This window comes from Microbacterium sp. XT11 (assembly GCF_001513675.1).
Classification (GTDB): Bacteria; Actinomycetota; Actinomycetes; order Actinomycetales; family Microbacteriaceae; genus Microbacterium.
Genome location: NZ_CP013859.1, coordinates 1,615,142 through 1,637,362, shown reverse-complemented (window position 1 = coordinate 1,637,362; position 22,221 = coordinate 1,615,142). Strand labels below are relative to the sequence as shown.

Below are 22,221 nucleotides of genomic sequence, written 5' to 3'. Positions count from 1 at the left end.
CATCCGCATCCACCTGTGGAGGGGACGTCACTGCCCGCGGCAGGCCATCCCCGGACTCGGCACCGCGTCCTTCAGACCGGCGCGGACGAACATGCCGTAGCTCTGCACATGCCCGCCGGTCACCGCGTCGTCGTCGAACCCGGGAGGGTTGTCCTCGACGTCATCGGGCATATCACGCCCGGAGAACGCGCACTCCGAGTTGGCGTGCCCCGCTCCGGGCACGGGCGTGCCGCCGCCCGTGGTCTCGCCGGCGAATGCCGCGGCGCCGCCACCGAGGACGAGCCCCAGCGCGAGCGCGCAGCCGATCACTGATCTCTTCATGTTCCGTTCCTCACCCAGATGGAACGAGTCGCCTTCCCCATCGGCTCGATGCGACCTCGTCGTCGCACGACACAGAAGCTAGTCCCGCCTGGCGCCCCGCACAAGGCCATGTGCGGGGCGCCGTTCAGGACGCGATTCCGAGTTCGTTGCCGGGGATCGAGGCGAGCAGCCGCCGCGTGTACGGATCGCGGGGATTCGTGAAGATCTCCTCGGAGGACGCCGCCTCGACCAGCGAGCCGTCCTTCATCACGCACACGTAGTCGCTGATCAGCCGCACCACCGCGAGATCGTGCGAGATGAAGAGGTAGCTCAGGCCGTATTCGCTCTGCAGGTCGCGCAGAAGCGTGAGCACCTGGTCCTGCACGAGCACGTCGAGCGCGGAGACCGGTTCGTCGCACACGATGAGATCGGGCGACAGCGCGAGCGCCCGCGCGATGGCCACCCGCTGCCGCTGACCGCCCGACAGCTCCGAGGGGTACCGCCGCAGCATCGACTGCGGCAGGGCGACGTCGTCGAGCAGCTGCCGCACCCGCTTGCGCCGCTCGGCTCCGCTCCCCCGCCGGTAGAAGTCGAGAGGCTCGGAGATGAGCCGCTCGATCGTGAACATCGGGTTCAGGCTCGAGTACGGGTCCTGGAAGATCGGCTGCACCCGCTGGCGGAAGTCCTTCGTCTCGGCGCGGGTGAGCGACGACACGTCCTTCCCCTCGAAGCGGATCGTGCCGCTCGTCGGCTCGATCACCTTCAGGAGCATCCGCGCCGTCGTCGTCTTGCCCGACCCCGACTCCCCCACGATCGCGACCGTCTCGCCCCGCGGGATCGCGAGCGACACGTCGTTCACCGCCACGAAGTCCTCGGCGCGGCCGCGCACGGGGTAGATCTTGGTGAGGTTCTCGATCTCGACGATGTTGTCGGCGCGCGCCGGCGCAGACGCGTCCGGCGCAGCGGCATCCGGCTCACCCGCCCGCGCTTCGCGCTCCTCGACGCGGAAGGCCTCCGGCCGCAGTCGCGCCGCAGCCACCGACGGGGCGGCCTTCACCAGCGACTGCGTGTACGGATGCTGCGGATCCTCCAGGATCTGCCGTGCCGGGCCCTGCTCGACGACACGTCCGCGATGCATCACGACGACCCGCTCCGCCCGCTCGGCGGCGAGGCCGAGGTCGTGCGTGATGAGCAGCACGGCCGTGCCGAGCTCGCGCGTCATCTCGCCGATCTGGTCGAGGATGGTCTGCTGCACCGTCACGTCGAGCGCGCTCGTCGGCTCGTCGGCGATGAGCAGGCGCGGCTTGCACGCCAGACCGATCGCGATGAGCGCGCGCTGGCGCATGCCGCCGGAGAACTCGTGCGGATACTGCTTCGCGCGCCGTTCCGGGTCGGGCAGACCCGCTGCTGTGAGCGCCTCGACGACCTTGGCGTGCACGTTCTGCCGCGTCGCGAGCCCGTGCGCGAGGAGCGTCTCGGCCACCTGCGTGCCGATCTTCGCGACCGGGTTCAGGTTCGACATCGGATCCTGCGGTACGAGGCCGATGTGCCGTCCGCGGATCGCACGCAGTTCGTGCTCGGGCGCGTGCGCGATCTCGCGACCCTCCAGCCGGATGCTGCCTGCGGCCACGCGTCCGCCCCCGGCCAGGAGACCGATGATCGCCATCGCCGTCGTCGACTTGCCCGATCCGGACTCGCCGACGATCGCGACGGTCTCCCCCTCCGCGATCTCGAGGTCGACTCCCTCGACGGCGTGCACGACGCCGTCGATCGTGGTGAAGTCGACCGCGAGGCCCTCGACCGTCAGCAGCGGCTGCTTCGCGTTCGCATGGTTCATGGTTCCCTCGTCCCGCGCGATCATCGCGCCCTCGTTCGCGGATCCATCGCCTCGCGCAGCGCTTCGCCGAAGAGAGTGAAGCCCAGCGCGGTCACGGCGATGCAGATGCCGGGGAAGAACGCCAGCCACGGCGCGATCGCCAGCTCGTCCTGCGCGTAGGTGAGCATGCGCCCCCACTCCGCGGTCTCAGGGCGACCGCCGCCCAGGCCGAGGAACGACAGTGCCGCCGCGTCGATGACAGCGGTGGCGAGGGTCAGCGTGCCCTGCACGATCACGGGACCGATCGCGTTCGGCAGCACGTGCGACATCGTGATGCGGCCGCGGCCGAGCCCGAGGGTCTGCGCCGACAGCACGTAGTCGCTCGACCGCTGCTGCAGCATCGACGCACGCAGCAGGCGCGCGAAGATCGGGACGTTCGCCGCGCCGATGGCGATCATGACCGCGAACGGGGTCTGGCCGAGGATCGCCGCGATCGACACGGCGAGCAGCAGGTTCGGCACCGAGAGGATGATGTCGACGACCCGCATGATCAGCGTGTCGACCCATCCGCCGAACGTCCCGGCCAGCAGGCCGAGCAGCATGCCGCCGACGAATCCCAGCAGGGTCGACACGACCCCGACGAGCAGCGACGCCTGCGCACCCCAGATGAGCTTCGAGAGCACATCCCCGCCGAAGCGGTCGAGGCCCAGAGGGAACTGCGCCAGCTCGCCAGGACCCGGGATGTGCGTCGGCGTGATCGACTTCGCGCCAGGCAGGGCCGTCTCGGGATACGGCGCGAGCACGGGTGCGAGCAGCGCGATGAGGAGGAAGACGAGGACGATCCCCGCTCCGATCCATGCCGTGGGGTTGCGGCGGATGCGGCGGAACACGTCGCGCCAGAATCCGCCCGGTCCTTCCTTGAGATCGGCCTGTGCGATCGCGACCGTGTCGACGATGTCTCCGCCCTGGGCGGGTGGGAGTGCGACGCTCATCGCGCCACCTCCTTCCGGATGCTGAGGCGGGCCATCACTGCACCCGCACTCTCGGATCGATCAGGCTGTACGAGACATCGACCGCGAGGTTGATGAGCGCGTACGCGATCGCGATGAAGATGATGAACCCCTGCAGCACCGGGAAGTCCCTCGTGAAGATCGCCCTGGCGAGGAACGAGCCGATGCCGGGGAACGCGAACACGGTCTCCGTGAGCACGGCGCCAGAGATGAGGAGCCCCGTCTGCAGGCCGATCGTCGTGACGACCGGGAGCATCGCGTTGCGCAGGATGAACCGGTTGCGCAGCGTGGCCGATCCGACGCCCTTCGCGCGCCCGGTCCGTACGTAGTCGGCGTTCTGCACCTCGAGCACGCTCGCGCGGGTGATGCGCACGATGATGGCCAGCGGGATGGTGCCGAGTGCGAGCGCCGGGAGCACGAGGTGCAGGATGGCGTCCCAGGCCGCGTCGAACTCGCCGGTTATCACCCCGTCCCATACGTAGAACCCCGTGGGGTGCGTCGCGTCGATGCGCGGATTCTGACGCCCGTCGGACGGCAGCCAGCCGAGCTGCACCGCGAAGACGTACTTCAGGATGAACGCCAGGAAGAACACCGGGATGGTGATGCCGATGAGGCTCAGCACGACGGAGGCGTGATCGCTGAACCGGCCGTGACGGCGGGCGGCCCAGTAGCCGAGCGGGATGCCGACGCCAACGGCGAAGATGAGCGCCATCACGCTGAGCTCGATCGTGGCGGGGAACCGCCGGAAGAACTCCTCGAGCACCGGCCGGTTCGTCTGGATCGAGGTGCCGAAGTCGCCCTGGAGGAGACGGCTGATCCAGACGAAGTACTGCTCGATGAGCGGCTTGTTGAATCCGTAGAGCTCGTTGACCCTGGCGATGGCCTCGGGCGTCGCCTTCTCGCCGAGGAGGGCGACGGCGGGTCCGCCGGGAAGGGCCCTGACCCAGGCGAAGAGCAGGATGCTCAGCCCGACGAGAGTGGGGACGAGGAACAGCAGTCGCCTGCCGATGGTGCGCAGCACGAAGAACTCCGTTGTTCGAGTGCCCTTCGTCTCGCTCCGCCCGCTCAGGGACCTGAGCGACGGGAGGGGCCGCTCGGCCCGCTCAGGGACCGGAGGGGCCGGTCCCTGAGCGGAGGAGCGACGAGACGACGGACGTCGGTCAGGTCGTCACTTGGTGAGGACGATGTCCGTGAAGACCTCGTCGTTCACCGGGCTGGCCGGGTAGCTCTTCACGCGCGGGTCGAACGCGAGCGTCGGCGCCGGGTGCGCGAGCGGGACACCGGGGATGAACTGCGCGACATCCTCGTTGATCTGCTCGTAGAGCTCGGTCTGCTCGTCGAGGTTGGAGACGCCGCGGGCGTCGGCCAGCTTCTGGAACAGCTCCGGGTTGTCGAAGCCCCACTCGGAGCTCTTCTGACCGAAGAACACGCCGACGAAGTTGTCGGTGTCGTTGTAGTCGCCGGTCCAGCCGAGCAGGTGGATGCCGTGGTCCGACGTGCCCGTCGTGCGGTCGAGGTACTCGACCCACTCCTCCGAGACCGGAGTGGTCTCCACGCCGACGTCCTTGAGCTGCGTGGAGAGCACCGTGAAGATCTGCTCGGGGTCGGGCATGTACGGACGCGAGACGTTCACCGGGTAGTTGAAGGTGAGCTTCAGCGGGTTGGCCTCGGTGTATCCGGCCTCCGCCAGCAGCGCCTTGGCCTTCTCCGGGTCGTAGTCGTAGGTGGTGACGTCGGGGTTGTAACCGTTCACGACCTCCGGCACGAACTGCGTCGCCTTCTGCGTCCCCTCCGGCAGCACCTGGCTGATCAGCGCGTCCTTGTCGATCGCGTACGACAGGGCCTCGCGGACCTTCGGGTCCTGCAGCTCGGGCACGGCCTGGTTGAAGGCGAGGTAGAGGATCGTGAACGGCGGGCGCGACACCATCGTGAAGCCGTCGTCCTCGAGCGCCTTGGTGTCCGCGGGGCCGACGAGGTCGTATCCGTCGATCGAGCCGGACTCGAGCGCCTGGCGGCGGGCCGTGGGGTCGTCGATCGTCCGGAAGATGATCTTCTCGATCTGCCCCTTCTCGCCCCAGTAGTCGTCGTAGGCCTTCAGCGTGACCTGCTCACCGGGAGCCCACTCGTCGAACTGGAACGGCCCGGTGCCCACCGGGTGTCCCATCGCGTACTCCGACAGCACGGGCGCCTCGGCCGATCCGGAGACCTCGTCGGCACCGAACTCCTGCAGCGCCGAAGGGCTCTGCATCCCGAACGCCGGCAGCGACAGTGACGCGATGAAGCCGGCGAACGGCTTGTTCAGCTCGATCGTGACCTTGTCGTCGCCGTCGGGCGTGCACGACTTGTAGACGGCGTTGGCCGGGTCGGACGCATATCCGTGGAAGAGCTTGTTGTAGTAGTAGCCGAGCGCCTCGGATGCGGCGAGGCCGGTCCAGTTGTACCAGCGGTCGAAGTTGAAGCACACCGCGTCGGCGTTGAACGGCGTGCCGTCGTGGAACGTCACGCCCTTCTTCAGCGTGAAGGTGTGGGACATGCCGTCCTCGGACGACTCCCAGGACTCGGCCAGCAGCGGTGCGGGGTCTGCGGTGCCGGGCTTCGTGCCGACGAGGCCCTCGAAGATCTGCCGCGAGACGCGGAAGGTCTCACCGTCCTGGGCGAACGCGGGGTCGAGGCTCGCCGGGTCGGAGGACGCGGCGAACACGAACGTGCTGTCGACCTCGCCGGAGGCTCCGTCTCCCTTGTCTCCGCGCTCGCTGGCGACGCATCCCGCGAGCACGAGCGCTGCGACAGCCGCTCCGGTGACGGCGATGAGACCTCGCCGTCGCATGACACTGTGGTGCATAGTACGACCTTCCCTGTGGGGCGCTTCCTTGCGCGTACCGGAGGCCTCTTCGCCTCCGGACGGTGATTCCTCGACGGTACCCAGCGAACGCGGAGATGCCAAATGTCACGAGGTTGCGATCCGGTATCGAGGCTCGTCGCGAACAGGACCTGCTCGGTCGGATATCTCCGCTGACCGCGTAGTCTCGGACCATGGGCAGGACGCGCGCGCGGGATGCCGAGCATCCCCAGGCCCGACTCGATCACGGCGGCATCGCCCGCATCGTGCCGTCGGAGTTCACCAGCGGATTCGAGCTGGTCGTCGACGGCACCCCGCAGTCGCACGTCGATCTCGACGACCCGACCCATCTGCACTTCGAGTACGTGGTGCGCATGGGCGCGGTCATCGACCAGCTGCGCGAAGGGCCTCTCACCGCGGTGCACCTCGGCGCCGGGGCCATGACGGTTCCGCGGTACATCGAGGCGACGCGTCCGGGGTCCCGGCAGCAGGTCATCGAGCTCGAGGCACCCCTGGCCGCACTCGTGCGCGAGCACCTGCCGCTCCCCCGCGGCGCCGCCATCCGCGTGCGCATCGGCGACGCGCGCGACGGCGTGCGGCGGCTTCCCCCGGCCATCGTGGGAGCATGCGACCTCGTGGTGTCCGACGTGTACTCCGGAGCGCAGACCCCCGCGCACCTCACCAGCGTGGAGTTCTACCGCGAGCTGCGGGCTCTGCTGAACGCTGAGGGCGTGCTCCTCGTCAACGTCGCCGACGGGCCGGGTCTCGCGTTCGCCCGTCGCCAGGTGGCGACGATCGCCGAGGTGCTTCCCGAGATCGGCATCCTCGCCGACACGCAGGTGCTCAAGGGACGCCGCTTCGGCAACCTCGTCATCGCGGCCTCGGCGTCGCCGCTGCCGACCGAGTGGCTGCCGCGGATGCTCGCCGCAGGACCGCATCCCGCGAAGATCGCACAGGGCGCCGAGGTCGCCGCCTTCGCGCAGGGCGCGAGGATCGTCACGGACGCTGATGCCGTGGCATCGCCCCGCCCCGACGCCTCGCTGTTCCTCCGCTGAGCCGGCGCCGCCGCGGCAGTCCACGCAGGCTGGCGCGGTGCCCCGGAGGATCGGATGCCGGAACTCGGGGCGTGCCGCCCCGGCGCTCGCCGTCGCGGCATGCAGACTGGAGGGCGGGACGCTGCGGAAGGAGAGCAATGGGTTTCATCCGGGGATACGACCAGGACACCCTCCGCGAGATCGTCGACCTCGACGAGTGCGCGGACAGGCTGGCCGAGATCGAGAACCAGCGCAGCCTCCCCGCGCTCCTGGAGCGCGTGTGGCTGCTGAAGGTGCTCGGACGACTCGACGACGCCCTGGCTCTGGCGGATGAGACCGTGCGGCAGGCCCGCATGGCCGGCACGCGCAAGGACGTGCTGCGCGCGCGGGTGCTGCACGCCACGGTGCTCCAGTACCGCGGTGCGCACGCCGCAGCCGAGCAGGAGCTCGCGACCTGTGCCGATGAGGCGGAGGGACAGCGGTGGCTGTCGATCGCCGCGTTCGCGCACCAGCACCACGGCAAGAACGCGTACGACGCCGGCGACTACGAGACTGCGCGCGAGAGCTTCAAGCGCTCCCTCTTCCTCCGCCGCGAGGCCGGCGCACAGGACAGCGAGCTCGAGACCGCGCTGCTCGCCATCGAGGCCGTCGAGCGACGCCGCACCTCACAACTCGTGGCGGGCTGAGCCGCGCCGCGATGTCGGCGGCATGGCTTAGCCTTGGCGCATGGCGGAACTCGACCGTGTGCGCGTCTGGGGCGAAGCACTGATCGCGATGCATCTCGACGACAGCTGGTCGTTCGGCTTCGACCACGCCAAGCGTCGAGCCGGCCAGTGCGACTACACGAACAAGCGCATCACGGTGTCGCGATACCTCGCCGCGCGTTTCGACGACGACGAGATCCACCAGGTGCTGCTGCACGAGGTGGCCCACGCCCTCGCCGGGCACCGCGCAGCGCACGGTCCGGAGTGGAAGCGCATCGCGCGCGACCTCGGCTACGTCGGCGGGACGACCCATCACGGTGAGACCGCCGTCGAGCTCGCCCCCTGGGTCGGCACCTGCCCCGCAGGGCATGTGACCTATCGTCACCGTCGTCCGACGCGGGCGACGTCGTGCGCCAAGTGCTCCCGAACGTTCGACGCCCGCTACGTCTTCACCTGGACGCGCCGCGAGATCAGCGCCGACGTCCGGCTCGCCGCTCAGGCCCCGCGCTGAGTCCTGCCGCTACCGCGGCTCCGCACCGTCGTCGTCGAGTCGGGGTGCCGCCGCATCCGTCTCTCCCTCCGATCGGTCGGCCGGCGCCTGCGCATCGACGAGATCGCGCCCGCGGGCCGAGCGCCGACGTCGGAACACAGCGGCGAGCGCACGCCATCCGACGAGGAACACGCCGAGGACGATGGTCGCCACGATGATGAACGGCACCTGGGCGGTCGCGCCTGTCGCCAGGCGGAGCAGCATGCCCCCGGCCACCGTGACCACCCATGCGACGGCTCCCCAGCCGAGTGACCACGGTCTGCGAGGACGTCCTGGCAGCAGGGCCGCGAGCGCGTGCCCCACGAGGAGAGCCACGAGGAACGGCCACGCCGTGAGCAGGAATCCGGCCGGGTTCTCGTCGTGCGATGCGCGGCCGATCGCGGCGAAGACGAGCACGAGAACGGCGTCGAGGGCGAACGCGGGAAGGTACCTCATGCCACGACCTTACGTCGGTCGGCGGCCGGCGGCTGCCGCTGCGTCGGCTCGTCGGCCACGCGGTGCGCGACCGGCCGGCAGGGCGGTCTGGCGGCGGAGCTCCCGGCCGATCGACCGCTCAGCGGAAGGCGACGAACGCGCCGTGCTGCAGCACCGGCACGACGTCGACCGCGTCGAGCATGGCGGCGTCCTCGACCGAGGTCGGAGTCACCCCCGCCGCCCGCATGCGCGCGGTCGACGGCACCCCGTTCGCCAGCTCGCGCCCCGAGCCGCTCGCGGTGAGGAGGTGCCGCAGGGCGCCTCGCAGCGCGCGGAAGCCCTCCGCCGCCACCGCCGCCTCAGGGGCCGTATGGTCGATGCCCCGATCGGTCAGCGCAGCGATGACGGCACCGGCACCCAGGTGGTCTTCGACAGCCACGCGCACACGCCCTTCGGCATCCGCTTCTCCCGCGGCGATGACGGCGACCGAGGTGCGCTCCCCACGTCGCTCCTGAAGCGCCTGCACGGCGCCGGCGACCGCCGAGGCGTTGCGGATGCCTCCGAGCAGCACCACGGCGTCATGCGCGGCAGCCGCGACCGCCGCACCGTTGCGCGACCACTCCAGAGCGGGTGCGAGGTCGACCGATGCGCCCGAGCCCACCGCGTCGGCGACCGTCGATGAGAAGCGCAGCACGTCCACCACGACGATGACGTCAGCCGGGGCGAGCCGGGCCAGCCCCTCCACTCCCCACTCGAGACGGACCTGGTAGCTGGACTGATCGAAGGGCGACGGCATCCCTCCAGCCTAGACAAGCCACAGGTGCCGGGCCCGCCGCCCGCACGGCGGACCCGGCACCTGCTCGTTCCGCTCAATCGGCGGCGAGCGCCTCCACAGGTGCCACGCGCGTCGCGAGCCTCGTCGGGGTCGCAGCCGCCACCAGCGTGAGGATCGCGGTGGCGACCACGATCACCGCGACGGGGATCCAGGGAACCGCCGGCGCGATGAGCCCCGCGGGCGTGAACTCCGGCAGCGTGGGGACCGAGCCCAGCAGTGACTGCGCGGCGATCCAGCCGTACGCCACTCCCAGCACGAGGCCGGTCACCGTCGCGGCGACCGTGATGTGCGTCGCCTCGAGCAGCACCATGCGACGCACCTGCGCGCTGGACAGGCCGATCGAACGCAGAAGCCCCAGCTCGCGACGGCGCTGCACGACCCCGATCGTGAGGAGGTTCACGAGCCCGACGGCCGCGATCACGGCGGAGATGGCCACGAGCACCATCATGATGCTCGCGAACGCGTCGTAGGGCGCGAAGAAGTCGTCGGGGATGTCACCCGTCATCTGGCTGGTCATGAGTCGCTTGCTGGACTCCAGCGCGACGGCGAACATCGTCACCAGGGTCACCCCCATCACCACGCCGATCGCCATGCGCGAGGAGCGCTCCGGGTAGCGCAGGGCGTTCTGCGCGGCGAGGCGCGCTGTCGCGCTCGTTCCGAACAGCCGGCCGACCAGCCGGAGCACCGGCGGCATGAACAGCACCGATCCGAGTGCGAGGCCGGTGAACGAGAGGATGCCGCCGAAGAACGCCACCACGACCCCCAGCGGCGTAACGAGGCCGATCACGACGCCTGCCGCGAGGAGCGCCACGCCCGTGATCAGCAGGATCCACGCGCCGACGTGACGGCCGGCCCGTACTGATACCTCCTCGTGCGTGCGCTCGACAGACCCCGCGATCGCCTGCAGCGGTGTCACCGAGAGCACCCGGCGCGAGCCCGCCCAGGCGGCGATCCACGTGGTCAGCGCGACGCCGGCGACCGGCAGGGCGATGAACGGCTGCGCGACCGTGAAGTCGTCGGGGGTGTTCGCGATGATCCGCTCACCGATCTGCACGCCGGCCACCGCGACCGCGACCCCCACGAGTGCGCCGATGAGCGCGCCGATCACGCCCACGATGAGACCCTGCCGCCCCACCTCGGAGCGCTGCGACCGAGCCGTCGCGCCGATGAGGCGGAGCAGGGCGATCTGCCGGGTGCGGCCGGCGATGATCGTCGAGAACGTGTTAGCCGTGACGATCGCCGCCACGTACATCGCCACGGCGGTGAGCAGCACCGACAGCAGGGCGACGACGAACGCCAAGGTCTCGCTGTCGCCGATGAAGGGGTCGGCCTGCAGCACGGCCGCGATGTACGCCGTGGTCTCGACGAGCACGACGCCGAACGCCGACGACAGCGCGGCGACGAGGATGCTGGCCCCCATGCCGCGCTCGCGGAGCCAGGAGAGCCGGGATCCGGTCGCCGCCGTCTGGGGCACGACCGTCGCGACCGCGCTCATGCCGGCACCTCGGCGGCGAGCATGTACGCGGAGATCTCTTCCGCGGTCTGCCGCGGGTGGTCGGCCACGATGCGGCCGTCGCCGAGGAACAGAACCCGGTCGGCGTGGCTCGCCGCGATCGCGTCATGCGTGACCATCGCGATCGACTGGCCGTGCTCGCGGCTCGCGGCCGCCAGCAGGCGCAGCACCTCGCGGCCGGTCTTGGAGTCGAGGTTGCCTGTCGGCTCGTCGGCGAACACGAGGTCGGGGGCGGTCGCCAGGGCCCTCGCGATCGCGACGCGCTGCTGCTGGCCGCCGGAGAGCTGGTGGGGGCGGTGGTCGAGGCGCGCACCCAGCCCCAGCGTCTCGATGAGGCCGTCGATGCGCGCCTTCTCGATGGCACTCGGGCGACGCCCGTCGAGCTCGAACGGCAGCATGATGTTGCCCAACGCCGTGAGCGTCGGCACGAGGTTGAACGCCTGGAAGATGAAGCCGACGCGACGGCGGCGCAGGATCGTGAGGTCGATGTCGCCGAGGCCGGTGATCTCGGTGTCGCCGATCCACGCGCGGCCCTCCGTGGGGCTGTCGAGGCCGGCCATGATGTGCATGAGCGTGGACTTGCCCGAACCCGACGGGCCCATGATGGCCGTGAACTGCCCGCGGCGGATGCCGACGCTCACGTCGTCGAGCGCGTGGACGGTGCCCTCGCCGGCGCCGTAGGTCTTCTTCAGGTGCTGGACGCGGGCGGCGAGCCCGAGGTCGGTGGTCGTGATCTCCATGCTTCGACGCTATTTCCGCGGCATCCGCCGCCGCGTCGCCCGGGAGGAGCATCCTCGTACATCTGCAGGATGATCCCCCTGGCCGGTCGCAGGCCTGCGGCTGCCTTTCGGGTTTCGAGTCGCATGATTTGCCCCGAAATCGCCGATTCGGGGGCAAATCATGCGACTCGAAACTCGGCCGAGGACGGCACCCGCAGGGGGCCGGACCGGCCAGGGCCTAGGCCAGGCCGTGCTCGAAGGCGAACACCACCAGCTGCACCCGATCGCGAAGGGCGAGCTTGGTGAGGATGCGGCTGATGTGCGTCTTCACGGTGGCCTCGCTGAGGTACTCGCGTGCGGCGATCTCGGAGTTCGACAGCCCCCGAGCGGCGAGGGCGAAGATCTCGCGTTCACGGTCGGTCAGCCCGGCGTACTGCGGGGGAACCGGCTTCGGCGCCTCGGCGAAGTGCTCGAACAGCTCACGGGTCGCCGACGCGGCGATCACGCTCGACCCCGAATGCACCGTGCGCACCGCGGCGAGGAGGAACTCCGGGTCGGCGTCCTTGAGCAGGAAGCCGCTCGCACCCTGCCGGATCGCGCGCGCCGCCGCCTCGTCGAGGTCGAACGTGGTCAGCATCACCACGCGCGGCGCGTCGGGCTGTGCGAGGATCTCCGCCGTCGCGGTGAGCCCGTCCATGACCGGCATCCGGATGTCCATCAGCACGACATCGGGGCGGGTCGCTCGCACGACGTCGATGGCCTCGCGACCGTCACCGGCTTCGCCGACGACGTCGAGGTCGGGCTGCGACGCCACCAGCATCCGGATGCCGGCGCGGAAAAGCGCCTGGTCATCGACGAGTACGACCCTGATCATGCCTGTGCTCCTGCGATCGGGAGCGTCGCACGCACGACGAACCGTTCGCCCTCCTGCCCCGCTTGTAGCGTACCGCCCATCAGTTGCGCGCGTTCGCGCATGCCGATCACCCCGTGTCCGCCGGGATTCGGGACCGACGCCGCAGACATGCCGTTGGCGACGTGGACCTCGACGCGGTCGGGGAGCCAGGCGAGGTGCACGTCCACCGCGCCGTCGCCGTGCCGGATGGCGTTCGTCAGGGCCTCCTGCAGGATGCGGTAGACGGCCAGCTGGATGGCTCCGGGCGGTTCCCCCGGCGGCATCGGGTCCACGGTGATCCGAGGCTCGACGCCGGCCTGCCGCACCTGCGCGAACAGCGTCTCGAGATCGGCGAGCGTGGGCTGCGGACCGTCGCCCTGGCGGTGACGCAGCTGTGTCAGGAGCAGCCGCACATCCGACAGCGCGCCCCGCGCGATCTGCGCGATCGTCCCCAGGGCCTCGGTCGCCGCCTCCGGCTTCACCGTCGCGGCGTACCGGGCTCCGTCGGCCTGCGCGATCACGACGGCGAGCGAGTGCGCCACGATGTCGTGCATGTCCCGCGCGATGCGCACACGCTCCTGCTCCTCGGCGGCCAGCAGCTCCGCCTGCGCGCGGGCCATCTGTGTGGCCCGCCCGTTGAGCACGACCCGCCAGAGCAGCCCTGTGCCCCACGACATCACCATCGCGAGCACGAACACGGTCGCCATCAGCCCGGCGAGCATGGCCGCCCGCATCGCCGCGGCCGGGTCGGTGCCGAGTTCACCCGACCACACCACGGCGAAGTAGATCCCGCCGAGCACGCCTCCGCCCAGGGCCGAGATGCCGCCGATCCACAGCACCCGCGTCGTCCCCCATGCGGCCGTCGCGAACAGCACGACGAGGATGGCGAGGTCGTACGCGGCCGGCGGCAGCCCCGCCGCCATCTGCAGCGCAGCCCCCACCCAGGCGATGCCGATCGCGAGCGCGGGCGACAGTCTGCAGATGGCCGCGGCACCCCACAGGATGATCGCGACGAGCACGTACACGGTGACGGCGGCCGGCGCCGAGAGGATCCACTTGCTCAGCCCGGTGTCACCCGTGACGAAGGTCAGCGGCGTGGTGACGGCGAGACCGAAGACGGCACCGATGATGTCGAGGATCAGCCAGGTGCGGGAGACGGGGCGGAACACCCTCCCACGCTACGTGGCGCGAGCGTCTGCACGCATCCGCCTGCCGATGTATCCTCGGCAGCCGCGCGTGCCGAGTCGCGTCCGCATCCTGGGCGTCAGGCTCTGGCGATGATCTCGCCGTGCGGCACGAGGAACCAGCCGTCGCCGTCGTCGGCCCAGCGCCGCCAGGCCTCACTGATCGCCCGGAGGTCGTCGCGCGTCGCCATGCCCGCGTCGACCAGTTGCCGCGCCAGCGCGGATTCCAGGATGCGGTCGGCCCACATGCCGCCCCACCACGCCCGCTCCTCCGGCGTGGCGTAGCACCAGGTCGATGCCGTCGCCGTGATCTCATCGAATCCGGCGGCACGCGCCCAGGCCAGCAGTCGGCGTCCGGCATCCGGCTCGCCCCCGTTCGCGCGAGCGGCGCGGCGGTACAGGTCGAGCCAGGACTGCAGCTCAGGGAGCAGCGGGAACCATAAGAACCCGGCGTAATCCGCGTCGCGCGCCGCCACCACCCCACCGGGCACTGCCACCCGGCGCATCTCCCTCAGCGCCTGCACCGGGTCTCCGACGTGCTGGAGCACCTGGTGCGCGTGCACGACGTCGAAGCTGTCGTCGGCGAAGCTCAGGGCATGCACGTCCTCGACCGCGAAGGCGATGTTCGTGACACCGCGCGAGGCGGCCAGATCGCGCGACAGTGACAGCGCGCGGTCGTCGATCTCCGTCGCTGTGACGTGCGCCACCACGCCGGCGAAGTCGACGGTGATCGAGCCCGGACCGGCGCCGACGTCGAGCAGCCTGGTCTGGGCGGTCAGGTGCGGGCGGAGATACGCCGCCGAGTTCGAGATGTCGCGCACGCTGTGCGAGCGGAGGACGGATTCGTGGTGTCCGTGCGTGTAGGAGGTCATGCTCCATCGTGGCACCGATCGCACGGGCCTCCTGTCCGCGTGACGCTCCGGAGTGGGGCGTCGCGCGGAAGGGTCGAGGTCGCGGTGGCGATGCGACTCAGCGCAGCTGCGCCACGGCGCGGCGGATCGCCTCGCGGTCGGGCTTTCCGGACGGCAAGGCGGCGAGCTCGTCGACGAGGATGAGTCGCGAGGGCCGTGCATGCCGCCCGATCTGCGCCGCGACGGCCTCCCGCGCGTGCGCGAGCTGCTCGGCCTCGCTGCGACGCAGCGCCTCGCCCCGGGCCGCGACGACGACGGATGCCTCGCCCCAGCGCTCGTCCTCGACGCCCACGACGACGGCTCCGGTCAGGCCCGGGATCGTCCGCACGATGCGCTCGACGCGGTCGAGGGAGATGTTGATGCCCCCGGAGACGATCACGTTGTCGGCCCGGCCGTGCACGCGCACGATGCCGTCGTCGTCGACCAGGCCCAGATCCCCCGTGCGATACCACCGGATGCCGTGCTCGTCGCGGGCGAACACCCTCGCCGTCAGCCGCTCGTCGCCGAGGTAGCCGTCGGCCAGCATGGGACCGGCGATGCACAGCTCTCCGTCGTCGACGCGCACGGAGGCCGTGTCGAGCGGCACGCCGTCGTATACGCATCCGCCGCTCGTCTCCGTCGAACCGTAGGTGCGCACGAGCCGCACGCCGAGGTCGTCGGCTCGCTCTCGGAGCGGCTCCGGCAGCGCCTGTCCCCCGACGAGGATCGCCCGGAACGATCGGAGCGCCGTGAGCACCCGCACGTCGTCGGCGGCGTCGAGCAGGGTGGCGAGCTGAGCGGGCACGAGCGATGTCAGGAGCGTCTCTCCCCCGGCGGCGAGTGGGAGAGCTGCGCGAGCGAAGGCGTCGGCGGAGAACCGGCCGCCGATGGCCACGGGCTCGGTGCCGGCGAGGATCGACCGCACCAGCACCTGAAGCCCTGCGACATATCCGGTGGGCAGAGCGAGCAGCCACCGGCCGCTGCCGATCCGGGCGGCCGTCGCCTCGGCGCTCGCGCGCAGCGCCTCGCCGCTCACGACGACCCGCTTGGGGATGCCGCTCGAGCCCGATGTCGCGATGACCACGGCGGTCCCGTCCGGCGCCTCGGCCGGCGCGTCTCCGAGCATCCCGAATGCCAGTGCCGGTCCGCCGTCGAGCGCCCGGGCGAGGGCGTCACGCAGGTCGCCGGGGGACGCGTCATCCGCGGAGATCAGCTCCGTCATCTCGGTCTCCGCGGTGGGCAGCATCCGCTGCGGTCGCGGTGCGGCGCCGACCCGGTGCGCGACCGTCGACCCGGTGCGAAAGCAGCGCCGGGAAGATACAGGGGCGACGGGATCATGCCGGGAGACATCGCAGCGGTCAGAAGTGGTACGGGAACGGCGACCAGTCGGGGTCGCGCTTCTGCAGGAAGGCGTCGCGGCCCTCGACCGCCTCGTCGGTGCCGTAGGCGAGACGCGTGGCCTCTCCCGCGAAGACCTGCTGGCCGACGAGACCGTCGTCGACGGCGTTGAAGGCGAACTTCAGCATCCGGATCGCCGTGGGTGACTTCGTCAGCACGGTGCGCGCCATCTTCAGCGCCTCGCGCTCGAGGTCTTCATGCGGCACCACGCGGTTGACCGCGCCCATCTCGTACGCCCGCTGCGCCGAGTACTCCTCCGCGAGGAAGAACACCTCTCGCGCGAACTTCTGGCCCGTCTGCCTCGCCATGTACGCGGACCCGTATCCGGCGTCGAAGCTGCCGACGTCGGCATCCGTCTGCTTGAACCGGCCGTGCTCGGCGCTCGCGATCGACAGGTCGCACACCACGTGCAGCGAGTGCCCGCCGCCGGCCGCCCACCCGGGGATGACGGCGATGACCACCTTGGGCATGAACCGGATCAGCCGCTGCACCTCGAGGATGTGCAGCCGGCCCGCCCGCGCGGGGTCGGCGACCGCGGTCTCGTCGTCGGAGTACTTGTACCCGTCGCGCCCGCGGATGCGCTGGTCGCCGCCCGAGCAGAACGCCCACCCGCCGTCCTTGGGGCTCGGACCGTTGCCGGTGAGCAGCACGGCGCCGATGCGCGGGTCCTGCCGGGCGACGTCGAGGGCGCGGTACAGCTCGTCGACCGTGTGCGGCCGGAACGCGTTGCGCACCTCCGGACGGTTGAACGCGATGCGGGCGACGCCGCCGTCGTGGGTGACGTGGGCGGTGATGTCGGTGTAGTCCTCGGCGCCGGGGGCGAGCACCCACTCTGCCGGGTCGAACAGCTCGGAGATGGTCACCGGTCCAGCCTATTCCGGCGCGACGCGTCGCCGCCCCTGCGGCCCGTGGCCTTGAGCCAGCCGTCGACGATGTCCCATGCGACGCCTGCCGCGATGCCGAAGCCGAGGAGCACGGCGAGGATGCGGAAGACTCCGCCCTGACCTGCGGCCTCCGCATCGCCCGCGGCGAAGCCGTCCCCGCCTGCAGAGACGAAGCCGTCCCCGCCTGCAGAGACGATGTGCGACAGGAAGGCCGGGTTGATCAGTTCACCCGTGACGAGGAGCACCAGGGCCCAGGCCAGGAAGGCCACCGCGAGCACGGTGTTCACCACGGCGGCCGCGATCGTCCACCCGCGCCGGCGGTAAATCATGACCGCGAACACCGCCTCCGCGACGATGAGCAGCAGCAGAGCGCCGATCCACCACGGCCACAGGTCCGGCGCGAGGATCGGCATGCCCTCGCCGTCGACGACGACGAAGCCGCGCAGGCGGTCCCAGAACAGGGCGCCCACTGCCGCTGCGAGGAACACGAGCGAGCCGATCAGCTCGCTGCGCCCCGCGCCGTCGGTGGCGGCTTCGGGCAGCTGGTCGACGCTCCACTCGTCGATCGCCGTCGTGCTTCCGGTGCGCTCCAGCACGACGAACACGAGGGTCGTCCAGAAGCAGATGTGCAGAGCGGCGCCGCCGGCGGCGAGGAGCGAGTCGGCGATGACCTTTCCGACCGGCGCCTGCGCGATCACCTGGCCGAGTGCGACGGCGAGGAACACGCACGCGGGGACGATGCTCAGCAGCAGCTTGAGCAGGCGCCACCACACCAGGTAGAACCGCGGGCCGATCAGGTGCAGCGGCCGGTCGGCGTACCCGGCTGCGAGCCGGGCGGGGTCGCCCAGCTCGGTGAGCACGGCACGCTCTGCGGCATCGCGCGGTTCGCCCTGCTCGACGCGCGCCTCGACCGCGTCGCCGATGGATGCTTCGAGCTCTGCCCGCACGTCGGCCTGCGCCTCGGGCCTCAGGCTGCGGACGGTGGCGGCGATGTACCGCTCGGTGAGCGTGGCGGTGGCGGTGGCGGTCATGTCAGTTCTCCTCCGTGGTGAGGGCGGTGATCGCGGAGGTCAGCGATCGCCATTCGTCTGTGAGGGCGTCGGCGAGACGGATGCCGGCATCCGAGGTGCGGTAGAACTTGCGGGGCCTCGCCTCGTCGGTGTTCCACTCGCTCGTGAGGTACTCCTGCTTCTCGAGGCGCCGCAGCAGGGGGTACAGCGTGTTCGCGTCGGTGGCGAAGCCGCGGCTCTCGAGCTGCTCGAGCAGCCCGTATCCGTAGCCGGGGGTGCGCAGCAGCTGGAGGCAGGCGAGCACCACGGTGCCTCGCCGCAGCTCCTGCAGATGCGTGTCGAGCGTCTCGTTCATGCTCCTCACATTACTGTGTCTCACACAGTATCGTCAACCACCCACCATCCTCCTGCGCCCTCCCACCTCGCTCAGGTATGAGTTGTGGTCGGAAAATCGGCGACTTTTGAGCCACAACTCATACCTGAGCGGAGGGGGGCGAGGCCTGAGGCGGAATGTGACGGAGGAAGCACGGACGGGAAACCGCGATTCCGTAGGGTGTAACGGTGACCCCGAAGCCTCGATCCCTCGCCCTCTCCCTGGCTGCAGCATCCGCCCTGCTGCTGTCGCTGACCGCGTGCGCGACATCCGCCGCCCACCCCGTGCCGTCCTCGTCGCCGGTGACCTCATCGACCGCGGATGTCGCTTCCTGCGACGGTGTGACCGTCATCGTCGACACGGGCGACCTCGAGGTCGCCGACGACCCGTCGAAGACCGTGTGCGTCACCACGACCGACACGATCCTCGGCACGGATGCCATCGCCAAGGCCGGCATCACCACCGTGGGCACGACCACCTATCCCGACGACGTCGTCTGCCGCGTCGACGGCGTGCCCGCAGAGACCACCGACCTCCCCGGCGCAGATGGCGCGACCTACCACGAGACCTGCGCGGACATGCCTCCGGCCACCGCGTACTGGGGCCTGTGGGTGAAGCCGGCCGGCGGCACCTGGGACTACGCCCAGACCGGCCTGCCGGCCCTGGAACTCAACCCCGGTGACAGCGTGGAACTCCTCTTCACGCTCGACGGCGCTCCCGCCTCGCCCGCCCCGTGACCCGTGCGGGCCGGCTCCGACTGAGGCCCGGCCCGCTGCGCGCGGCGGCGGGACTCGCGGCGGTGTTCATCGTCGCCCGCGTCGTCTACCGCGTGCTCTTCGACGGGGCATCCGGCTCCGGCCCCCTGCTGCTGCCTCTCCCCGCCTTCCGGCTGCCGCCGCCGTTCGGCTGGGTGACGCTGCTCGGCCCGGTGACGCTGGACGGTCTGGCGGATGCCGTGCTCTCGGCGCTCCCCATCGCCGCCGTGATCCTCGCGTTCGGGGTCCTGAACGCGGCCGTCGACGTCTCACGAGGGTTCGCCGCGCTCGCAAGGCGTAGGCCGTTGCGAGGAGTCGCACGCGCGCTCGCCGTCGCCTGGTCGACGCTCCCGTCTCTCGGCGATGCCGTGCGCACCGTGTCCACCGCGCAGCGCCTGCGCGGTGAACGGCGGGGGCCGCGAATGCTCGTCCCCGTGCTCGAGCGCACTCTGGAACGCGCGGCTGCCGTCGCCAACGGGCTCGAGCTGCGCGGCTTCGGCGGCGTTCACGTCGCCGCGGATCCGCCGGCTCCGCCGGTGACGGTGCGCGATGCTGCGATCGGCTTCGGCGCGGCTCCGGTGGCGGAGGTGCCGCAGTTCGCTCCCCCGGCGGGAACGCTCGCCGTCGTGACAGGTGCCACCGGCGCGGGAAAGTCGACGCTGCTCCGCGCCCTCGCCGGTCTCACGGATCACGCGGACGGCGGCTGGACCGCGGGCGTCGTCGAGATCGCCGGCCACGACCGCCGCCGGATGCCGCCCCGAGACTCCTCGCGACTGGTCGGCGTCGTGCTGCAGGACCCCCGCGAAGGCTTCTGCGGCGAGCGCGTGCGAGACGAGATCGGCCTCGCGATGCAGATGCGTGGAGTGCCGCATCCGCTCGTCGCGGCACGCGTGGACGAGATCGCGACGCAGCTCGGGATCGGGCATCTGCTCGACCGGCCCGTGCACGCGCTCTCCGCCGGCGAAGCCACGCTGGTGGCGATCGCGGCAGCCGTCGTGGAGGATCCGCTGCTGCTGCTCGCCGACGAGCCGCTGGCCGACCTCGACGCCGATGCACGAGCGCGCATCGTGGGAGCGCTCGACGCCCTCGCCCACCACGGGGGCGTATGCGTCGTGGTGGCCGAGCACCGCGCCGCTGCGTTCGCGGAGGCGGCGGACGAGTGGTGGACGATCGACGGCGGCGTGCTCATGCCCAGGGGTGCGGAAGAGCGGCGAGCGACGGGTCCCCTTCCCGCGGGCGCGCTCACCGCGGACCCCCTCCCCGCAGACGCGCTCCCCGCGGATGCCCTTCCCGTGCGTGCCCGTCCCGCGGGCGCGGCCCCGCAGGGCGACACGCGCCGGGCCGCGGAGGGACGCCCGGCGGGGGCTCCGTCACCGACGCCCGCGGCACCGGCACTCGCGGTCGACGAGCTGCGCGTGACGCATGGCGACACGGTCGCGGTGCAGAGCGCGAGCCTGTCGCTGGCGGCGGGCGAGGTCGCGGCATTGATCGGCCCGAACGGGGCCGGTAAGTCGTCGCTGCTCCTCGCACTCGCACTGCCGCGGCGCGACGCCGCCGTCATCGGCCGGGCGGTGCTCGTCCCCGACGCCTCTGACGATCTCTTCACCCGCGACACGGTGGCCGCGGAATGCGCCCGCGCCGACCGGCTCGCTGAGCGTGCGGGCGCCGGCGACGGCATCCGTTCCGCCGAGCGTTTCGCGGCGTTCCTCGGGCTCGACCCGGCCGCGCTGCACGAGCGTCTACGGCGGCATCCTCGGGATCTGTCCCTCGGCGAGCGGCGGTGCCTCGCCATGGCACTGCAGCTCGCGCGGATGCCGCACGCGCTGCTGATCGACGAGCCGACCCGCGGGCTCGACCCCGCCGCGCGAGAACAGGTACGCGTCGCACTGCAGCGAACGGCGGATGCCGGCACGGCTGTGCTCGTCGCGACGCACGACGCGCCCTTCGCCGCGGCGCTCGGTGCGCGCGTCATCCCGATGGACGCCGGCATCGCGCCGGCACCGCTGCCAGCCGCATCCGCCACCCCGCCGGCCCCGTCCGCCACTCCGCCGGGCCCGTCCGCCCCGTCCGCCACCCCGCCAGCCTCGTCCGCCACCCGGCCAGCCGCATCCACAACCTCGCCGGGGTCGTTTTGTCGGGAGAATGTCCATCTGTCGGGAGATTCGACGCGCGGCACCGGCGTGTCGGCTCCGAACTTCCGACAAAGTGACCGGCCGCACCCTCGGCACCCCGCCCGCTGGGCGACCGTCGCCCTCGTCATGGCCAACCTCGTCGCCCTGGCATCCTTCACCTGGCCCTTCATCGCAGTCGCCCTGCCGTCGCAGGCGAATACCGCCGTGCCGTGGGTTGCCCTCGCGGCCGCCCCGATCGCCGTGATCGTCGCGGTCACGGCCCTCGATGGCGCCGTCCGCTCGGCGCACACGCTGGCATACCTCGGCGTGCTCACGGCCATCGGCACCGCTGTGCGCATCGCCAGCACCGGAGTCGGCGGCGTGGAGGCGGTGTTCGTGCTGCTCGTGCTGGCCGGCCGCGCCTTCGGACCGCGGTTCGGGATGCTGCTGGGCGCCCTGACCGTCGCCCTCTCCTCGACCGTGTTCGGCGGGTTCGGACCGTGGACGCCGTTCCAGATGTTCGCGTGCGCGTGGGTCGGAGCGGGGGCCGGACTGCTCCCCCGCCGCGTGCGGGGCTGGGCGGAGATCGTCCTGCTGTGCGGCTATGGCGCGGCGGCATCCTATGTCTTCGGCCTCTTGCTCAACCTGTGGTTCTGGCCTTTCGCCGTCGGCGCCGACACCGCGATCTCGTACGCGCCCGGCGCTCCCCTCGGGCAGAACCTCGGCAGCTTCCTGCTGTACTCGCTCGTGACATCGACCGCCGGGTGGGACACGCTGCGCGCGATCACCACCGTCGTCGGCGTCGCACTGATCGGCCGTCCCGTGCTCGCAGCGCTCCGCCGCGCGAAGCCCGTGCGTGTGCCTTCCGACCGTCCCGCGCCGACTCCCCTGCGGGTCGCCGACGCCCCGCCTGATTGACACCGGTCAGGAGGGATTTCGCCGCTCAGCGGGGGTCTCCGCAGAAGGCGCGGAGGTGCAGACGCGCGGACG

General features: G+C 71.1%; 21 protein-coding genes. 5 read left to right on the top strand and 16 right to left on the bottom strand.

The annotated features are described in order from the left end of the window. Positions 1 to 27: 27 nt before the first annotated feature. The 5 genes from AB663_RS07605 to AB663_RS07585 form a co-directional block, all read right to left on the bottom strand. Positions 28 to 321 (bottom strand): hypothetical protein, encoded by a 294-nt coding sequence (locus AB663_RS07605; RefSeq protein ID WP_067197554.1) that lies wholly within the window; start codon positions 319 to 321, stop codon positions 28 to 30. A gap of 124 nt (positions 322 to 445) precedes the next feature. Beyond that, complete coding sequence (locus AB663_RS07600; RefSeq protein ID WP_232304664.1) at positions 446 to 2,137, bottom strand: ABC transporter ATP-binding protein; 1,692 nt, start codon at positions 2,135 to 2,137, stop codon at positions 446 to 448. Positions 2,138 to 2,157: 20 nt separating this feature from the next. Beyond that, the gene (locus AB663_RS07595) at positions 2,158 to 3,108 is read right to left on the bottom strand and encodes an ABC transporter permease (protein ID WP_067197547.1); all 951 of its coding nucleotides are present in this window, start codon (positions 3,106 to 3,108) and stop codon (positions 2,158 to 2,160) included. 34 nt (positions 3,109 to 3,142) lie between these two features. Continuing rightward, positions 3,143 to 4,147, bottom strand: a complete 1,005-nt coding sequence (locus AB663_RS07590; protein ID WP_067197543.1) for an ABC transporter permease — start codon at positions 4,145 to 4,147, stop codon at positions 3,143 to 3,145. 147 nt (positions 4,148 to 4,294) lie between these two features. Beyond that, positions 4,295 to 5,968, bottom strand: a complete 1,674-nt coding sequence (locus AB663_RS07585) for an ABC transporter substrate-binding protein (RefSeq protein WP_067197540.1) — start codon at positions 5,966 to 5,968, stop codon at positions 4,295 to 4,297. A gap of 191 nt (positions 5,969 to 6,159) precedes the next feature. On the opposite strand from AB663_RS07585, the gene AB663_RS07580 reads away from it, so the two are divergent. The 3 genes from AB663_RS07580 to AB663_RS07570 all read left to right on the top strand — a co-directional run bounded on the left by AB663_RS07580 (position 6,160) and on the right by AB663_RS07570 (position 8,214). Beyond that, positions 6,160 to 7,020, top strand: coding sequence for a spermidine synthase (locus AB663_RS07580; protein ID WP_067197537.1), 861 nt, complete (start codon positions 6,160 to 6,162; stop codon positions 7,018 to 7,020). Between the two features lie 137 nt (positions 7,021 to 7,157). After that, complete coding sequence (locus AB663_RS07575) at positions 7,158 to 7,685, top strand: hypothetical protein (RefSeq protein WP_067197533.1); 528 nt, start codon at positions 7,158 to 7,160, stop codon at positions 7,683 to 7,685. A gap of 40 nt (positions 7,686 to 7,725) precedes the next feature. After that, positions 7,726 to 8,214: a SprT-like domain-containing protein gene (locus tag AB663_RS07570; protein WP_067197530.1), complete on the top strand. Its 489-nt coding sequence runs from the start codon at positions 7,726 to 7,728 to the stop codon at positions 8,212 to 8,214. 9 nt (positions 8,215 to 8,223) lie between these two features. Here the strand turns inward: AB663_RS07570 and AB663_RS07565 are convergent, their stop codons facing one another. The 11 genes from AB663_RS07565 to AB663_RS07515 form a co-directional block, all read right to left on the bottom strand. Beyond that, on the bottom strand, positions 8,224 to 8,688 hold the full coding sequence (locus tag AB663_RS07565) for a DUF3054 domain-containing protein (protein WP_083511163.1): 465 nt from the start codon (positions 8,686 to 8,688) through the stop codon (positions 8,224 to 8,226). 118 nt (positions 8,689 to 8,806) lie between these two features. Beyond that, positions 8,807 to 9,463: a 2-phosphosulfolactate phosphatase gene (locus tag AB663_RS07560; RefSeq protein WP_067197526.1), complete on the bottom strand. Its 657-nt coding sequence runs from the start codon at positions 9,461 to 9,463 to the stop codon at positions 8,807 to 8,809. 73 nt (positions 9,464 to 9,536) lie between these two features. Further along, a complete protein-coding gene (locus AB663_RS07555; protein WP_067197523.1) occupies positions 9,537 to 10,997 on the bottom strand; it encodes an ABC transporter permease in 1,461 nt (486 codons plus the stop codon). Next, positions 10,994 to 11,755 carry an ABC transporter ATP-binding protein gene (locus AB663_RS07550; RefSeq protein ID WP_067197520.1) on the bottom strand — a complete coding sequence of 254 codons (762 nt, stop codon included), beginning with the start codon at positions 11,753 to 11,755 and terminating at the stop codon, positions 10,994 to 10,996. The genes AB663_RS07555 and AB663_RS07550 overlap by 4 nt, the downstream gene beginning before the upstream one ends. Positions 11,756 to 11,972: 217 nt before the next feature. Continuing rightward, on the bottom strand, positions 11,973 to 12,608 hold the full coding sequence (locus AB663_RS07545; protein WP_067197517.1) for a response regulator: 636 nt from the start codon (positions 12,606 to 12,608) through the stop codon (positions 11,973 to 11,975). After that, positions 12,605 to 13,795 (bottom strand): sensor histidine kinase, encoded by a 1,191-nt coding sequence (locus AB663_RS07540; protein ID WP_067197514.1) that lies wholly within the window; start codon positions 13,793 to 13,795, stop codon positions 12,605 to 12,607. Before AB663_RS07540 ends, AB663_RS07545 begins: the two co-directional genes overlap by 4 nt. A gap of 95 nt (positions 13,796 to 13,890) precedes the next feature. Then, positions 13,891 to 14,682: a class I SAM-dependent methyltransferase gene (locus AB663_RS07535; protein ID WP_067197511.1), complete on the bottom strand. Its 792-nt coding sequence runs from the start codon at positions 14,680 to 14,682 to the stop codon at positions 13,891 to 13,893. Between the two features lie 97 nt (positions 14,683 to 14,779). Continuing rightward, the gene (locus tag AB663_RS07530; RefSeq protein ID WP_067202380.1) at positions 14,780 to 15,922 is read right to left on the bottom strand and encodes an AMP-binding protein; all 1,143 of its coding nucleotides are present in this window, start codon (positions 15,920 to 15,922) and stop codon (positions 14,780 to 14,782) included. Between the two features lie 136 nt (positions 15,923 to 16,058). Then, positions 16,059 to 16,961 carry a 1,4-dihydroxy-2-naphthoyl-CoA synthase gene (locus AB663_RS07525; RefSeq protein ID WP_067197508.1) on the bottom strand — a complete coding sequence of 301 codons (903 nt, stop codon included), beginning with the start codon at positions 16,959 to 16,961 and terminating at the stop codon, positions 16,059 to 16,061. Next, entirely contained in the window at positions 16,958 to 18,013 is a 1,056-nt protein-coding gene (locus tag AB663_RS07520; RefSeq protein ID WP_067197506.1) for a permease prefix domain 1-containing protein, read from the bottom strand. Before AB663_RS07520 ends, AB663_RS07525 begins: the two co-directional genes overlap by 4 nt. A 1-nt stretch (position 18,014) precedes the next feature. Beyond that, positions 18,015 to 18,347 (bottom strand): PadR family transcriptional regulator, encoded by a 333-nt coding sequence (locus AB663_RS07515; protein ID WP_067197503.1) that lies wholly within the window; start codon positions 18,345 to 18,347, stop codon positions 18,015 to 18,017. A 206-nt stretch (positions 18,348 to 18,553) separates the two neighbouring features. On the opposite strand from AB663_RS07515, the gene AB663_RS07510 reads away from it, so the two are divergent. Both AB663_RS07510 and AB663_RS07505 read left to right on the top strand, forming a co-directional pair. Beyond that, positions 18,554 to 19,102: a hypothetical protein gene (locus AB663_RS07510; RefSeq protein ID WP_067197500.1), complete on the top strand. Its 549-nt coding sequence runs from the start codon at positions 18,554 to 18,556 to the stop codon at positions 19,100 to 19,102. Then, positions 19,099 to 22,149 carry an ATP-binding cassette domain-containing protein gene (locus AB663_RS07505; RefSeq protein WP_157540972.1) on the top strand — a complete coding sequence of 1,017 codons (3,051 nt, stop codon included), beginning with the start codon at positions 19,099 to 19,101 and terminating at the stop codon, positions 22,147 to 22,149. Before AB663_RS07510 ends, AB663_RS07505 begins: the two co-directional genes overlap by 4 nt. Positions 22,150 to 22,221: the final 72 nt, after the last annotated feature.